The organism is Brevibacterium sp. R8603A2 (assembly GCF_023072605.1).
Taxonomy (GTDB): Bacteria; Actinomycetota; Actinomycetes; order Actinomycetales; family Brevibacteriaceae; genus Brevibacterium; species Brevibacterium pityocampae.
Genome location: NZ_JALLGN010000006.1, coordinates 200611 through 214539 on the forward strand (window position 1 = coordinate 200611; position 13929 = coordinate 214539).

The 13929-nt window shown below is 70.3% G+C and carries 11 protein-coding genes; 9 read left to right on the forward strand and 2 right to left on the reverse strand.

The features are described from left to right. The first annotated feature begins 164 nt into the window (after window positions 1-164). From ilvA to MTQ12_RS07985, 5 genes are all read left to right on the forward strand, one after another. Window positions 165-1451: a threonine ammonia-lyase IlvA gene (gene ilvA, locus MTQ12_RS07965; protein ID WP_247618188.1), complete on the forward strand. Its 1287-nt coding sequence runs from the start codon at window positions 165-167 to the stop codon at window positions 1449-1451. Between the two features lie 192 nt (window positions 1452-1643). Continuing rightward, a complete protein-coding gene (locus MTQ12_RS07970; RefSeq protein WP_137318217.1) occupies window positions 1644-2657 on the forward strand; it encodes an NAD(P)H-quinone oxidoreductase in 1014 nt (337 codons plus the stop codon). Then, a complete protein-coding gene (locus MTQ12_RS07975) occupies window positions 2654-3454 on the forward strand; it encodes a proteasome activator (protein ID WP_247618189.1) in 801 nt (266 codons plus the stop codon). The genes MTQ12_RS07970 and MTQ12_RS07975 overlap by 4 nt, the downstream gene beginning before the upstream one ends. Window positions 3455-3460: 6 nt before the next feature. After that, entirely contained in the window at window positions 3461-4093 is a 633-nt protein-coding gene (locus MTQ12_RS07980; RefSeq protein WP_247618190.1) for a hypothetical protein, read from the forward strand. Continuing rightward, window positions 4086-4949 carry an HAD family hydrolase gene (locus MTQ12_RS07985; protein WP_247618191.1) on the forward strand — a complete coding sequence of 288 codons (864 nt, stop codon included), beginning with the start codon at window positions 4086-4088 and terminating at the stop codon, window positions 4947-4949. The genes MTQ12_RS07980 and MTQ12_RS07985 overlap by 8 nt, the downstream gene beginning before the upstream one ends. Before the next feature lie 7 nt (window positions 4950-4956). On the opposite strand, the gene MTQ12_RS07990 is transcribed toward MTQ12_RS07985, so the two are convergent. Next, window positions 4957-5760, reverse strand: coding sequence for an HAD family hydrolase (locus MTQ12_RS07990; RefSeq protein ID WP_137318221.1), 804 nt, complete (start codon window positions 5758-5760; stop codon window positions 4957-4959). Window positions 5761-5780: 20 nt separating this feature from the next. Further along, complete coding sequence (gene serS / locus MTQ12_RS07995) at window positions 5781-7070, reverse strand: serine--tRNA ligase (protein ID WP_247618192.1); 1290 nt, start codon at window positions 7068-7070, stop codon at window positions 5781-5783. Window positions 7071-7246: 176 nt separating this feature from the next. Here serS and MTQ12_RS08000 point away from each other — a divergent pair, with 176 nt between their 5' ends. From MTQ12_RS08000 to MTQ12_RS08015, 4 genes are all read left to right on the forward strand, one after another. After that, window positions 7247-8419 (forward strand): diacylglycerol kinase family protein, encoded by a 1173-nt coding sequence (locus MTQ12_RS08000; protein ID WP_247618193.1) that lies wholly within the window; start codon window positions 7247-7249, stop codon window positions 8417-8419. Between the two features lie 249 nt (window positions 8420-8668). Beyond that, window positions 8669-10393 carry a hypothetical protein gene (locus MTQ12_RS08005; protein WP_247618194.1) on the forward strand — a complete coding sequence of 575 codons (1725 nt, stop codon included), beginning with the start codon at window positions 8669-8671 and terminating at the stop codon, window positions 10391-10393. A gap of 168 nt (window positions 10394-10561) precedes the next feature. Beyond that, window positions 10562-11644 carry an LPXTG cell wall anchor domain-containing protein gene (locus MTQ12_RS15195; RefSeq protein ID WP_247618195.1) on the forward strand — a complete coding sequence of 361 codons (1083 nt, stop codon included), beginning with the start codon at window positions 10562-10564 and terminating at the stop codon, window positions 11642-11644. Between the two features lie 362 nt (window positions 11645-12006). Beyond that, the gene (locus tag MTQ12_RS08015; protein ID WP_247618196.1) at window positions 12007-13614 is read left to right on the forward strand and encodes a DASS family sodium-coupled anion symporter; all 1608 of its coding nucleotides are present in this window, start codon (window positions 12007-12009) and stop codon (window positions 13612-13614) included. Window positions 13615-13929 lie beyond the last annotated feature (315 nt).

The following is a 13929-nucleotide window of genomic DNA, read 5'->3' on the forward strand; positions in this document are numbered from 1 at the left end:
TCTCACACCGTGGACCGCGACCCCCGGCGGCCCCTCGGCGGCTCCTCGTCCGCTCCCGAGCGCGCCTCGCCCGCACCCTGCCGGCACCCCCCGCCGATACCACAGTGCGAGCGGACGCTGTCCGAAGGTTGGTACTGACCGGGTGCCAGGAGCACAATGGTGGGGTGCTCAACAACGAAGCGACGACCAGCGAGCTCGTCACCGCGACCGAGGTGGAGGCCGCCGCCGCGCGCATCGCGGACTCCGTGATCACCTCCCCCCTCCATGTCTCGGAGCGCCTGTCGGAAGTGACCGGGGCCACGGTCTACCTCAAGCGCGAGGACCTCCAGGCGGTCCGCTCGTACAAGATCCGCGGGGCCTTCAACTTCATGCTCCAGCTCACTGCCGCCGAACGCGCCCGCGGCGTCGTGTGCGCCTCGGCCGGCAATCACGCGCAGGGCTTCGCGCGGGCCTGCAACGAGCTCGACATCGCCGGCGTGATCTTCGTGCCCAAGACCACCCCGCGTCAGAAGATCGACCGGATCCGGCACTTCGGCGGGGAGGACGTCGAGGTCGTCATCGACGGCTCGACCTACGACGACGCCTCCGACCTCGCCAAAGTGTGCGCCGCCCGCACCGGGGCGCTGCTCGTGTCCGCGTTCGACGATCCGCGCACGATCGCCGGGCAGGGCACGATCGCAGCCGAGATCCACGCCCAGCTGCCCGCTGAGCCCGACGCGATCATCGTGCCGGTGGGCGGCGGCGGTGTGCTCGCCGGGATCGCCGCCTACGCCGCGGAGCACATGCCCGACACGACGGTCATCGGTGCCGAGCCGGAGGGTGCCGCCTCGATGATCGCCGCGCTCGCCGCGGGCCGGCCGGTCACCCTCGAGGACATCGACTCGTTCGCCGACGGTGCCGCGGTGCGCCGGGCCGGCGAGATCACCTTCCGGATGATCCAGGAGCTCGGCCTGCCGATCGAGCCGGTGCCCGAGGGCCGGACCGCCTCGGAGATGCTCGACCTCTATCAGGTCGACGGCATCATCACCGAGCCCGCCGGGGCGCTCGCCTCGGCTGCGATCGGCGCACCCGGTTCGGCCGCCCCGGTCGCCGTGCGCCCGGGGTCAACCGTCGTGTGCCTGGTGAGCGGCGGGAACAACGACATCTCACGGTATTCGGAGGTCCTCGAGCGGTCCCTCGTCCACGAGGGCCTCAAGCACTACTTCATCGTGAACTTCCCGCAGGAGCCCGGCGCGCTGCGCCGCTTCCTCGACGAGGTGCTCGGACCCGACGACGACATCGCGCTGTTCGACTACGTCAAGCGCTCCGACCGGGAGACCGGCCCGGCGTTCGTCGGCATCACCCTGGGGCGTCCGGACGATCTGGCCGGCCTGCTCGAGCGGATGGACGCCTCGCCGCTGCAGATCGAGAAGGTCCCCCAGGACTCCCCGCTCTTCCGCATGTTCGTCTGACACCACTCGATTCCCGAAGGTTTCTGAGAGTGATTCCGCGATTCTTCGCACACTCACGCCCAGCATGCCCGTTCCCGGATCCGGCCCGGCCACCCGTTCCCGGACGATTCGCGGCCGCCCCCGGACGGTTCCGGGGCATTTCCCGGACAGCCGACCCTGCGCCGCGTCCCCACCTGTCGCTAGGCTGAGGACATGTTCGCAATCACGATCCCGAATCCCGGCGGGCCCGAGGCCCTGGTCCTCGACGAGGCCCCGGTCCCGGACCTCGCACCCGGCTCCGTCCTCGTCAAGGTCCACACCGCCGGCGTCAACCGCGCCGACATCCTCCAGCGGCAGGGCCATTACGACCCGCCGGAGGGCGCGACCCGGATCCCCGGGCTCGAGGTGTCCGGCACGATCATCGAGCTCGGCGCCGAGGTCACCGGTTGGGAGGTCGGCCAGCACGTGGCGGCCCTCCTCACCGGCGGCGGTTATGCGGAGATCGTCGATGTGCCGGCCGGGCAGCTGCTCCCCGTGCCGGAGAACCTCACCCTGCAGGAGGCCGCAGCCCTGCCCGAGGTCCTCTGCACCGTCCATTCCAATGTCTTCGCCGCCGCCCGGCTCCTGCCCGGCGAGTGGCTGCTCGCCCACGGCGGCGGCTCCGGGATCGGCACCGCGGCGATCCAGCTCGCCAAGGCGCTCGGGGCCAAGGTCGCGGTCACCGTCGGCTCCCAGCGCAAGGCGGACTTCTGCACCGAGCTCGGTGCGGACGCGGTCATCAACTACCGCGAGGAGGACTTCGTCGAGCGCATCCGCGAGATCACCGCAGCGGATCAGGAGGCGGCCGGCGCGAAGCCGGGCGCGGACGTCATCCTCGATCTCATCGGCGCGAAGTACCTCGAGCGCAACATCAAGGCGCTGTCCGACGACGGCCGGCTGATGATCATCGGCCTGCAGGGCGGGGTCAAGGCCGAGATCAACCTCAACGCCCTCATGCGCGCCCGCAAGTCCGTCATGGGCACCACGCTGCGCGCCCGCCCCGGCCGCCAGAAGGCCGCGATCGTCGAGCAGGTGCGCCGCGACGTGTGGCCGCTCGTGGCCGACGGCACGATCAAGCCGATCATCCATTCGGTGCTCCCGCTCGCCGACGCGGGCGAGGCCCAGCAGCTGCTGGAGAACGGCGACAGCATCGGCAAGGTCCTCCTCGATGTGGAAGGTGTGCGATGACGGACGAGACGACCGGGCAGCCCCGGCAGAACGCGCCCGAGGCGCCCTTCACCACCCCCGCAGAGGCGCCCCGGCCCGCGGCCGAGGACCGGCTGCCGGATCCGGCCGCTGCTCCCGGCACCGCGTCGGACTCCGCACAGCAGTCGCCGGAGGGCGACCCCGCGTCGAGCGAGCGCCCGGCACCCGACGTCGACCCGGCGACCACCGCGCCGTCCGGATCCTCCCAGCCGGGCGGCACTGCTGGGGCTTCCGACCCACACAGCTCCGCCGACCACACCGGTGGGTCCGAATCCGGGGACGCCGGTTCCGGGAACGCCGGCCCCGACGGCGAGGACGACGACAGCGGCGAGGTCGCGGTCTCCGAGCCGGGCAAGGTCATGCGCATCGGCACCATGGCCAAACAGCTCCTCGAAGAGGTGCGGAACATGGAGCTCGACGAGGCCGGGCGGGCGCGCCTGGCCGAGATCTACCGGCGCACGATCGACGAGCTGTCCGAGGGCATGTCCTCCGAGCTCGCCGACGAGCTCAAGCGCCTCAACCTGCCCTTCGACGGCGAATCCGCACCGACGGCGGGCGAGCTGCGGATCGCACAGGCGCAGCTCGTGGGCTGGCTCGAGGGCCTGTTCCACGGCATCCAGACCGCGATCATGGCGCAGCAGGCGCTCGCCCAGCAGCGCGGCGGCCACGCGCAGGGCGCGCTGCCCCCGGGCATGGTCGTCGTTCCCCAGGGCGGCGAGGGTCGGTCCTCCGGGAACCCCAAGGACGACGGCCACTCCGGGACCGGCAACTACCTCTGAGCCACGATGGGGATCTGGGATCGGCTGTCCCGTGCGCTGCGCGGGGCGGCCGGCAACAATGCGGCGGTTCCGACCGGAGCCCTGCGCAGCACGGCGGGCGGACCCGCCCGGACCCGAGGCGCCGAGCGTCCGGGCGGTGCTCGCGCCGCTGATGCCCAGGGCCTCGATCACCGGCTCGGGACCGGTCTGTGGCGGCAGCACCACGACCGCTTCCTGCGCGCCGTCGATCGGTTCTACGCGATCGCCGTGGACCTCCATTCCACGGCCGGATCCGCGCCCGGGGAGGCGGACGCACCGGGCACCTCGGCGACGGAGGCCGCTGAGATCGTCGCCCAGCAGACGCTCGTGCTCAACGGGCTCGCGGACCGGGTCGGTGCCGTGACGGAGACCGTCCACGCGCGCTTCCCGCTCGACGGCCTGGTCGTCCCCGCCGAGGTGCGGGCCCGGGTCGGGCAGCTGCCCGCGCTCCTGTCGAAGGCCGCCGCGAAGACCGCCGAGGCGGGCCAGGCCGCAGCGATGGCGCGCGCCGCGCTGCGCTCCGGCACCGACCCGCTGCCCGCCGCCCGCTCCGCGCGCTCCTACGCCGCGGATGCCATCACGCTCGTCGACGCCTGCGAAAGGGCACTCCACCATGACTGATCCCTCGGCCCCGGAGCAGGCGCACGCCACCGCACTGCCGGACCCGGCAGCGCGGGCCCCTGCCGGCGTCCGGCTCATCGCGAGCGATGTCGACGGCACGCTCCTCCACGACTGGCAGCCGATCCCCGCGCCCACCGTGGCCGCGATCCGGGACTGCCTGAGTGCCGGCATCCCGTTCGTCCCCGTCACCGGCCGGCCGCTGCGCTGGCTCGCCCCGATCCACGCGAGCGTGCCGGAGCTCGGCCCGGTGATCTGCGCGAACGGCTCGATCGTCTACGACCTGGCGCAGGCCCGGGTGCTCACCGCGCACACGGTCGACGGCGCAGTGCTCCGGGATTTCGTCGGGCTGGTCCGCGAGCGGATGCCGGCGGCCGTGCTCGGCTTCGAGACGCTGACCGGGCTGCTCCTCGAACCGGGGTTCCGGACCCGCTTCCCCGCGGACGCCACCTGGATCGACCCGGCGGACAGCCCGGAAGTCCGCGACGTCGTCAAGGTCATCCTCCGCACCGGGTCCCGGGACTCCGACGCGATCCTCGCGCAGGTGCGCGAGGTCATCGGCCCGGTGCTCCACGCCACGCATTCCAATCCGCGCAACGGACTCGTCGAGCTGTCGGCGAACGGCGTCACCAAGGCCCGGACGCTCGCGGCATGGTGCACGGAGGCGGGGATCACCGCCGATCAAGTGGCGGCGTTCGGGGACATGCCCAACGACATCGAGATGCTCGAGTGGGCGGGGCACAGCTACGCGATGGCGAACGGCCACCCGGACGTGCTCGCGGCGGCGGACGGCATCGCACCCGCAGTGCTCGACGGCGGGATCGCCGAGGTGCTCCGCACCATCGCCGCCCGCCGCTGAGCAGTCGTCAGAGCTCGAAGTACTCCTCGAGCGCGGTCGCCAGGCCGTCGTCGACGACGGAACCGGTGACGACATCGGCGACGCCCTTGAGCTTGTCGCCGGCCTGGCCCATCGCGATGGCGTGGCCCACCCATTCGAGCATCTCCATGTCGTTGGAGCCGTCGCCGGCTCCCACCGTATGCTCCTGTGCGATGCCGAGCTCGCGAGCCACGATCTGCAGTCCGCTCGCCTTCGAGACCCCGTCCGGGGCGATGTCGAGCCAGTTGCTCCAGCCCACCGCGTAGGTCACGCCGTGCAGGCCGATCCGTTCGACGGCGGCGGCGAACTCCTCGTCAGTGCCCTCGAGCTCGCGCATGACGATGCGTGTCGCGGTCTTGGTGGTGAGCTCCTCGAACGGCACCGTGCGGAGGTTGGTGATCGAGGCGAGCTCGCCCTCAGGGAAATTGCCCGATGCCCAGCGGGTGAGCTCGGTGTCCTCGACCATGTAGAGCGCGGTCGGCAGCACCTCCGACATCCGGCGCAGCGCGGGCTCGGGGTCGAAGCTCTCGACGTGGAAGATCTCCCAGCCGTCCTCGAGGTCCTGGCTCAGGCGGGTGATCACCGAGCCGTTGGAGCTCACGACGAATCCCTCGACGAGCCCCAGCCGGTTGGCGACCTCATGGGAGCCGCTCACCGCGCGACCGGTGGAGATGACGACGTGATGTCCGGCCTCGGCGACCCGGGTGATGGTGTCGCGGACGCGCTCGGTCATCATGTCGTCGTAGTCGACGATGGTGCCGTCGACGTCGAGGGCCACGATGTGCGGTTTCATTCTTCCTCCGGTTCAGGGGATCAGGCGTGCACGGGCCCGTCGGGGCCGTAGGCGGTCATCCCGCCGAGGTAGGGCTGGAGCGCCGCCGGGACGCGCACGGTGCCGTCGGCCTGCTGGTGGTTCTCGAGCAGCGGCACGAGCCAACGGGTGTTCGCCATGGTGCCGTTGAGGGTCGCCACCGGGCGGGTGGTGCCCTCAGGCCCGCGCTCGCGGATCTTGAGGCGGCGCGACTGGAAGGTCGTGCAGTTCGACGTCGAGGTGAGCTCCCGGTAGGTGCCCTGGGTGGGCACCCAGGCCTCGCAGTCGTACTTGCGAGCGGCGGAGTCGCCGAGGTCGCCGGCGGCGATGTCGATGACCCGGTAGGGCAGTTCGCACTTGGCGAGCATGTCCTCCTGGAGCGCGAGCATCCGCTGGTGCTCGTCCTCGGCCTGCTCGACGGGGACGTAGGAGAACATCTCCACCTTCTGGAACTGGTGGACGCGGATGATGCCACGGGTGTCCTTGCCGTAGGAGCCGGCCTCGCGGCGGTAGCACGAGGACCAGCCGCCGAACCGGATCGGGCCCTCGGACAGGTCGATGATCTCGTCCTTGTAGTACCCGGCGAGTGCCACCTCGGAGGTGCCCACGAGGAAGAGGTCGTCCGCTTCGAGGCGGTAGATCTCGTCTGCGTGCTCGCCGAGGAACCCAGTGCCCGCCATGATCTCCGGCTTGACGAGGGTGGGGGTGATGACGGGGATGAACCCGGCCTGCTGGGCGGCGTCGATCGCCATGGTCAGCAGCGCGAGCTCGAGCCGCGCGCCGAATCCGGTGAGGTAGTGGAACCGCGCGCCGGAGACCTTGGCCCCGCGCTGCGTGTCGATCGCCTTGAGGCTCTCCCCGAGCGCCAGGTGGTCCTGCGGTTCGAAGCCCTCCGCGGCGAAGTCCCGCGGAGTGCCCTCGCGGCGCAGCTCCACGGAGTCTTCCTCGCCACCGGGCGGCACCCCGTCGATGATGAGGTTGGGCAGCTTGGCGACGAGGGAGTCGAAGGCGAAATCGGCCTCGTCGGATTCCGCGTGGAGCACCTTGACGGAATCGGACAGGGTCTTGGCCTGCGCGACGAGCTTCGCCTTGGCCTCCTTGTCCTTCTCCTGGGCGACGGTCTTGCCGAACGCCTTCTGCTCGGCGCGGGACTCCTCGAACGCGGTGAGCGCCCGGCGCCGGGCGGAATCGGCGGCGAGGACCTCGTCGACGAGCGACTCCTCCGCGCCGCGAGCGCGCTGGGAGGCCTTGAATGCCTCGGGATGGTCTCTGAGCTGCTGGATGTCGATCACGATTCCAGCCTACATTCCGGCGCGGACACGGGGTGACCCGCTCGAAACGCGCCGGTGGTCGGGCCATGAAGTCAGCGGGCGGCGGAGCGGGCCGCCCGCCTGACCGTGACATCAAGGCCCCCTGCATCCGGACCGACCTGCATCCGGCACGCAGGCCCAGCGGCTAGATTGGCCATATGGACACCGGAACCGATCTGCTCATCGGCATCATCATCGCCGTCGTCATGCTGCTCGTCGGTCTGGGGGTCGGCCTCGCGGTCGGCCGCCGCTCCTCGGCCTCCCGCGGCGGGGACAGCAAGGGGCGCGACCGCAGGGTCGACCTCGCCGGCGGTGCCCAGGACCTCACGCCGATGACGAGCGCGGACGAGGATTCCGGTCAGGAGACCGTCGTCCCGCCCAAGCCGTGCGTCGCGATCATCGTCAATCCCTCGAAGCCCGATGCCGCCGGCCTCGAGGCAACCGCCGGGGCCGTGTGCCGGCAGGAGGGCTGGGACGCCCCGATCATGCTCGAGACCGAGGTCGAGGACCCCGGCTGCACGATGGCCCGACAGGCGCTCGAGCAGCAAGTCGACCTCGTCGTCGCCGCCGGCGGCGACGGCACCGTGCGCGCCGTGGCCGAAGTGCTCGCCGGGACCGGCGTCCCCATGGGCGTCGTGCCGATGGGCACCGGCAACCTGCTGGCCCGGAACCTCGACATCGTGCTCGGCCGACCCGAGTGGGCGCTGCGGATCGCGCTGTGGGGCGAGGACACCGCCGTCGACGTCGCGCACGCGCAGATCGAGCCCGGCGGCAAGGACCACGCGTTCATGGTCATGGCCGGCCTGGGCTTCGACGCCGCAGTCATGGCCGACACCGATTCCGACCTCAAGTCCAAGGTCGGCTGGCTCGCCTATCTCGAGGCCGGCAGCCGCAAGCTCGTCGGCACGCGCACCGAGGTGCGTGTGACCGTGGACGGCGGGGAGCCCTTCACCGAGAAGATCCGCTCGGTCGTCGCCGGCAACTGCGGCAAGCTCCAGGGCGGCATCACCCTGCTGCCCGAGGCCGAGCTCGACGACGGCATCCTCGACGTCATCGTCATCGCCCCGAAGAACGCCGTCCAATGGATCGGCGTCGCGGCGTCGGTGCTCGGTCGGAACAAGCGCAAGGGCCTCCACACGGAGATCCACCGGTGCAAGGAGATCGTCATCGAGTCCGAGGAGGAGATCGAGGTGCAGCTCGACGGGGACGCCGTCGGCTCGTCGACCTACCTCGCAATGCAGGTCGAGGAGCATGCGCTCACCATGCGCACCGCGACCCGTCAGCAGAAGCGGGCGATCCGCGCCGAGGGCTGGCCGATCCCGGTCGGGTGATCCGGCGTCAGCGGGTGTCGGCCGGGTGAGCGCGGCACCGATCCGAGCAGGACTCGGCCTGAGCGGGCAGGCGGGACGAGCAGGACGATGATCCGTACTCTGCTGGCTGAGCACCAAGCGTGATTCACCTGTTGTTAATGTTCTATTCAGCACATATTCACGATCATTCCGCGCGATCGGATTGAATGAGGCCAAGGATCACTGCTGCTCCCGAACCGCGGGCGCGCCTTCCCTGTGAATGAGGTTGTCATGAAGAAGTCGATCGTCCTCGCTCCCGCCGTCGCCATCGCGCTCACCGGCCTGGGCACTCCCGTCGCTTTCGCGCAAGATGCCGAGCCCACCGAAACCCCCAGCGAGGCGACTCCGGAGGCGGCTGCCGAGGCCGAGGAGCCCGCCCCCGCCGAGGAGCCGAAGGCCGAGGAGACCACGGACGAGGCCGAGGAGCCGGCTCCGAAGAAGGAAGCCGAGCCGAAGCCCGCCGAGGAGCCGGTCCCCGAGAAGGCCGAGAAGGACTCGGAATCAGCACCGGACGGTTCTTCGGAGTCGGACGATTCCGAGGACCAGGATGCGAACGATGCCGAAGCCTCGACGGGTTCGATCACTACCGAGAAGACCACAGTCAACGCCGATGAGGTCGAAGCCGGTTTCGTCATCACCGTGAAGAATGATTCGACGACGGCGGGCATGTCAGTCACCGCCACCGCGGAGCCAGGCGGATCGAAAGAGCTCACCGTCGCACCCGGGGCAGAAGCACGAATCAACGTCACCGAGCTCTCAGCCGACATCGCCGCTCTTCGGACAGATGGTGGCACGATCACCGTCACGGGGACTATCCCCGATGACGGGGACGGTCAAGTCGAACCACTCAACATCACGGTCAATGCCGACGACGGCAACGAAACTCCTCCCCCGGGTGACGGCGACGAAGGCAACGAGACCCCTCCCCCCGGCGACGGTGACGACGAGACTCCCCCTCCGGGTGACGACGAGGACGGCGAAACCCCTCCCCCGGGCGACGGGGACGAGGACGACGACACCCCGAGCCCCGAGACGCCTCCGAGCGAGGACGACGATGCGGACGACGCAGCGGCCCTCAGCCTCTCGATCTCGCCCGAGCAGATCAGCGCGGCGGACTTCGTCGACGAGGGCAAGGGCGTGACGATCGTCGCGACCGGCTGCGAGCCGGGCACCGAGGCCACGATCCGCGTGAGTCTCGACGGGTCCGGCGACATCGACGGTCTCGACGACGTCGAGACCGTCGCCGAGGACGGCACCGTGTCGTTCCGCGTCTGGGGCGACTCCGCCGGGAACGCCGCCGCGTACGAAGGCACCTACAACGTCGTCGTCGACTGCGAGGGAGAGGACGCGCTGACCGGCAGCTTCCGCGTCGGCGATCCGACCCCGCCCCCGGGCGACGACGATGACGACGACAACGGCGCCCGTCCCGGTGACGATGACGATGACGCGCGTCCGGGCGACGACGACCAGGACGAGGCGGTCGCACGCTCGCTCGCGATCGACCCGGAGCGGATCTCCGCGGCGGACTTCGTCAAGGAGCAGGCCGTGTCGATCACCGCGACCGGCTGCACCCCGGGCACCGCGGCGACGCTCACCGTGACCCCGTCCGGCTCCTCGGGGGTCACCGGCCACACGGACACGCAGACCGTCGGCGAGGACGGCACGGTGACGTTCGGCGTCCGCGGCATCAATGCCGACGCGCCGCACGTCTACGCCGGCACCTACGAGGTGCGCGTGGCCTGCGAGGGCGGCGAGGACCTCACCGGCGAGTTCGTCGTCGGCGATCCAGGCCACGGCGGATCCGACGACTCCGGCCACGACGACGGACGCACCCTGCCGCGCACGGGCACCGAGCTCAGCGGCCTCGCCGCAGGTGCCGCACTGCTCGTCATCGGCGGCGCGTCGCTGCTCATCACCCGCCGTCGCGGCACCGGCAGCACTCCCGGCGACATCTGATCCCCGACCCGCATCTGCGGCCCCCGTCCACCGCGGACGGGGGCCGCAGTCGTCTTCGCAGACGTTTGATTCGTTCAGTTCGCGACCACAATGAACACAAGTTTTCATGCCGCATGCGCATGGCTACGTTGAGACCAATCATTCTTTTCATCCACGAAAGGCACCACCGTGAAGAAGTCGATCGTCCTCGCCCCCGCCGTCGCCATCGCGATCAGCGGCTTCGGCGCCACCGCCGTGTCCGCCGCCCCCACGCCGTCCCCGGCTCCGACCCCCACCGAGACGGAGACCGCGACCCCGGAGCCGGAGGCTGCCGAGCCGACCGCCTCGCTCAGCGCTGAGACGGTTTCCGCTGATGACTTCGTGAACGAGGACACCGCTATCAAGGGGTCCGGCCAGGACTTCCCGACCGGGACGTACACGCTCCAGGTCAACCCCTCCAGCGATTCGGTCAAGGACTACGAGCTGGACGCCACCGTCGCTGAAGACGGCATCCTCGGCGTGACCATCTTCGGCCAGAGCGCCGACAACCCGGATGCCTACGTCGGTGACTACACCGTCCAGATCATGGGCCCCGACGGCAACCAGGTCGGGGCTGCTCTGCAGTTCACCGTCGCCGCCTCCGACGATGACGACGAGACCGAGACCCCGTCGCCGACCCCCACTGAGACCGAGACCGCGACCGCTTCGCCGACCCCCACCCCGACCGAGGATGACGACGCGGACGAGGACGAGTGGACCTGGAACGGTGCCGAGCTCAAGGAAGGTCTCAACCTCGAGTCCGATCGGGTCACCCCGGAGAAGTTCGTCGACGAGGGCGTCGCCTTCGCCGTCCGCGGCTGCGAGCCCGGCCAGGACGTGACCTTCGAGGTCCGCGCCGGCCGTGACGACGTCCGCCCCTACACCGAGACCGTCGCCGCCGACGAGAACGGCATCGCCGTCCACGGCGTCAAGGGACTCGACGCCGACCAGGCCGAGGCCTACATCGGCGAGTACACCGTGACCGCCACCTGCGGTGAGAACTCCTGGACCGACGCGTTCACCGTGGGCTACGGCGACGACGATGCCAACCCGGGTGACGACGACTCGAGCGACGACAACGGCTCGGACGACAACGCCGGGGGCAACGAGCTGCCGCGCACCGGTACCGAGCTCACCGGTCTCGCCGCCGGCGCCGGGCTCCTCGTCATCGGTGCTGCGACGATGATGCTCACCCGCCGCCGCGGCGCGAAGACCGGCCCGGCCGACATCTGAGCCGATTCGTGCTGAGCGCCGCCGCACCGGCACCGCTCACCCGGGAAGGCCCGCGAACCCCACGGTTCGCGGGCCTTCCGCATGCGCCGACGGGGCTGTGGGGCTTTCGGTCGAGAGTGGTGGCGTCATCGGTCGCACTCTTCTCCGAAAGCCGCACAGACCACGCCACTCGCGCAGATCCCGCGCGCCAAACCCGGTGCGGATCGTGTCCCGCACCACAGCGCACCCTGCCGGAATCGCGGCCGTGAGATGGGCGGACCCGCAGGTCAAGACCCCTGCCCCGGGTGGCCGGTCGGCTCCTATCCTGGTCCCGGAGACCCCCACCGGGGCCTCGCACCCGGACACGGAATCAGGTGAACCCGATGATCCCCCCGCAGAACAGCTCCCGGCTCCGCTCGAAGGCCGTCAAGCGCTCCCGGCTGCAGGACGAGGCCCGCGCCGAACAGCAGGCCGTCGCCCGCCAGGAGACCGCGATCGCGGGCTCCCGCCAGCCCGACGGCTTCTTCGCCCACCTCAACCTCAAGCCGATCTGGTTCGGCGTCGCCTTCCTCGCGATGTTCGCCGTCATCCTCTTCGTCCCCACCGGCGACGGCCTCTCCGTCGCCGCCCAGCGCGCGCTCGCGATCCTCGTGTTCGCCGTCATCATGTGGGTGACCGAGGCGGTGTCCTACTCGGTGAGCTCGGTCCTCATCATCGGGCTCGTCGCGATCCTCCTCGGGTTCTCCCCCGGCCTCGAGGACCCCTCGACCACGATCGGCTCCTCTGACGCCCTGCGGATGGGCCTCGCCGGGTTCTCATCCACCGCCGTCGCGCTCGTCGCCGCCGCCCTCGCCCTGGCCGCCGCCATGCAGGCCACCGGCCTCCACAAGCGCCTGGCCCTGTGGGTCCTCCGATTCTCCGGCGAGAAGACCCGCAACGTCCTCATCGGCGGCATCGTCATCGCGATCATCCTCGCCTTCTTCGTCCCCTCGGCCACCGCCCGTGCGGGTGCCGTGGTGCCGATCCTGCTCGGCATGGTCGCCGCCTTCGGGCTTGCGAACAACTCCCGCCTCGGCGCGCTCCTCATCATCGCCGCCGCCCAGGCCGTCTCCATCTGGAACGTCGGCATCAAGACCGCGGCCGCCCAGAACCTCGTCGCCGCCGGCTTCATCGAGGATCAGCTCGGCATCACCATCTCCTGGGGCCAGTGGTTCCTCTACGCCGCCCCGTGGTCGATCCTCATGTCGATCGCGCTCTACTTCATCATGCGCTGGGCGATCAAGCCCGAGGTGGATTCGATCGCCGGCGGGCGCGAGGTCGTCAAGCAGAACCTCGCCGAGCTCGGTCCGATGACGGGCAAGGAGATCCGGCTCATCGTCATCGCCTGCCTCCTCCTGCTCATGTGGGCCACCGAGGGCATCCTCCACCCGCTCGACTCCTCGACGATCACGATCATTGCGATCGGCCTGCTGCTCGTCCCGAAGATCGGCGTGTTCTCCTGGAAGTCGCTCGAGAAGCTCGTCAACTGGGGCACCCTCATCGTGTTCGCCACCGGCATCTCGCTCGGCACCCTGCTGCTCGACACCGGCGCCGCCGCATGGCTGTCGCAGAACACCTTCGGTGCGCTCGGCATCAGCCGGATGCCGCTGCTTACGACGATCGCGCTCGTCTCGATCTTCACGATCCTCATCCACCTCGGCTTCGCCTCGGCGACCTCGCTCGCCTCGGCCCTGATCCCGGTCTACATCGCGCTGGCCGCGACCCTGCCCGGGGCCTCCGACGGCGGGTTCGGCTTCGTCATCATCCAGCAGTTCGTCATCAGCTTCGGCTTCCTGCTGCCGATCTCCGCGCCGCAGAACATGCTCGCCTACGGCACCGGGGCATTCACCGCCAAGCAGTTCCTCAAGACCGGCATCCCGCTCACCATCGTCGGCTACCTGCTCGTGCTGCTGCTGTCGGCGACCTACTGGAACTGGATCGGACTGGTCTGACGGGACACCGCTTCTGACGGGTCGCCGCTTCTGACGGGTCGCCGCTTCTGACGGGGCCGCCGCCGCTGACGAGTCCCCGCAGCTGCCCGGCCCGCTGTGGACCACCGACCGCTCGCGCCCCGCGAATCCGGGGACGCCGCACCCGACCGGCCCGGAACGCATCGCGTTCCGGGCCGGTCCGCATTGGTTCCCCGCAGGGCCGCACCACCATCTGCCAGGAAGTTCCCACACCCGGAGCCTTGCCGAAACCGTCAGGAAGTGATTGGGTGAAAACGCAAGGGCCCTTGAAAGCGGGGCCCATTTCCACCGATTCCT